The organism is Xanthomonas prunicola, from assembly GCF_002846205.1.
Lineage (GTDB): Bacteria > Pseudomonadota > Gammaproteobacteria > Xanthomonadales > Xanthomonadaceae > Xanthomonas > Xanthomonas prunicola.
This window is the reverse complement of the sequence record NZ_PHKV01000053.1, coordinates 1-1703: the sequence shown is the minus strand read 5'-3', so window position 1 is coordinate 1703 and position 1703 is coordinate 1. Positions and strand designations below refer to the sequence as shown.

General features: G+C 46.3%; 2 protein-coding genes. Both read left to right on the top strand.

Annotated elements, in window-relative coordinates:
- Positions 1-1195: VENN motif pre-toxin domain-containing protein (locus XpruCFBP8353_RS22980; protein WP_207759715.1), on the top strand; the 1195-nt coding region annotated here is incomplete at its 5' end.
- Positions 1192-1548 carry a hypothetical protein gene (locus XpruCFBP8353_RS22975; protein WP_101365255.1) on the top strand — a complete coding sequence of 119 codons (357 nt, stop codon included), beginning with the start codon at positions 1192-1194 and terminating at the stop codon, positions 1546-1548. The genes XpruCFBP8353_RS22980 and XpruCFBP8353_RS22975, both read left to right, overlap by 4 nt.
- Positions 1549-1703 lie beyond the last annotated feature (155 nt).

The window sequence follows — 1703 nt, the reverse complement described above, 5'->3', positions numbered from 1 at the left end:
CGCCCTGTCGCAGGCGGTTGGGGCGATTGCTGGCGGATTAGCTGGTGGTGGTTCGGCTGATGCGGCTATTGGTGCAAATATTGCGAAAAATGCGGTTGAGAACAACTGGCTTACCGAATCAGAAAACGATTATCTGAAACTCGCCAAATCACTGTGCCAACATGGAAGCGAAGACGGTTGCGATGCCGAGAAGAAGCTGACTGCCCTTGATAAGATTCGAGATGAAGAAAAGAGGCTTTACTCAGAGAAAGTCACCAGTGAACTGAAAGCAACAGGAAAGCTTACGCAGGAGAATTATGATAAGGCCATGGAGCCCTACTGGAGGGACCAAGGCTTTTTCATTACAGAAAGGGATGTGGTTTATTCCGGCAACGTCTCAAGTAGAACATTTCCAACATACGGCGAAATTTTTTACGGCGACATGGGTGATCTTGCAGACAAGTTGAAATATATTCAGCCGGGCGCATCCGGAAGCCTGCTTTTGACTCGCGAGATGATGGCAGGTCTCGGCCAAACAGCTGCCGGATGGAGCGATTTGCTTAGTAGCGGAACTGCGATCAACTACTTTACTGGCGAGCCTGTCGTAGGAATTGATGCATTAGATGCAAGAGTCCTTAGCCTTGCAGACTTAGCTATGGCGGGATTGGGAAGATTGCGAACGGTCAGAGATATTTTCCCCAAAGTAGCCGTTGTCGATGAAATCGCTGCTGGAGGAACGAACCCGTTAATCAACACATCAATTCCGAGAAATGGCGACCGATTATTATTAAATCAGGGTGCTGCACCCACTTGCGGTCACAACTCGTGCGGCATGATTCTTAACACCCTTGGGAAAGAGGTAGATATTGATTCCCTAATCAAAAAAATTCCACCTGCTTCGGATGGAATATTTACCCGCGATGCAGCGAATTTGCTGAATTCAGAAGGTGTTCCATCCAGCGCGTTTGGGAACAGGAGTGTGGCTGATTTAGCTAGATACACTTCGAAAGGTACACCTGTCATCGTAAGAATAACTGATGAAACGGGAGGCTCCAGATTTTCACACTTTGTTGTTGTGGACGGCGTTACAACCAGAAACGGAATTCCTGTGGTTGCTGTCCGCGATCCGCACAATGTACAATACTTTAGCCCGGTTGCTGTTTTTCAAAAGTTTTTCTCGGGTGATGTAGTCGTCCCAAAGAGTGCATTAAAATGAAGCTACAGATTGATTTTGCCGTGAATCTAGCAAACAATGAATTATTAAAACAAAAAAAGATACCTTGTATTTGCAGGATTTCTGAAAATTTCGAAATTATTTTTCCTGATTCAACTCCAGAATCTTCAGGAACTGTTTCCGATTGGGATCGAGGTGAATTGGAGTTGAGAGCGGCTCCAGGCACAGGAGGCCAGTATACCCATCATGCTCGCAGCCTTATAACCATTGAAAGAATTGATGGGGCAAGTTACAAAATTATTGATCTAGAAATTTTTAACAGATTATTTGGCTGGTGTACTGTGTTAGAGGGCGGGGTATATGCCCCCCCCGGAAAATTTTGGGATGAAGAATGAATCGGCGCTAATTGGTAGCTCCTGAAAAACCCCTCTCATGCACCAAATCCCATGTTTACTAAGAACGGGGCCAGGTGTAGTTAATAAGTCAATCTGCATCTGCCTTCGCCGAAGGCAATGCGCTGCTGCTCGCCAGCAAGGACATCGTGTTCGAC

What these genes read in the sequence shown, in the direction of transcription:
- XpruCFBP8353_RS22975 (WP_101365255.1), top strand. Translation starts at nt 1,192, where the DNA reads ATGAAGCTACAGATTGATTTTGCCGTGAATCTAGCAAACAATGAATTA.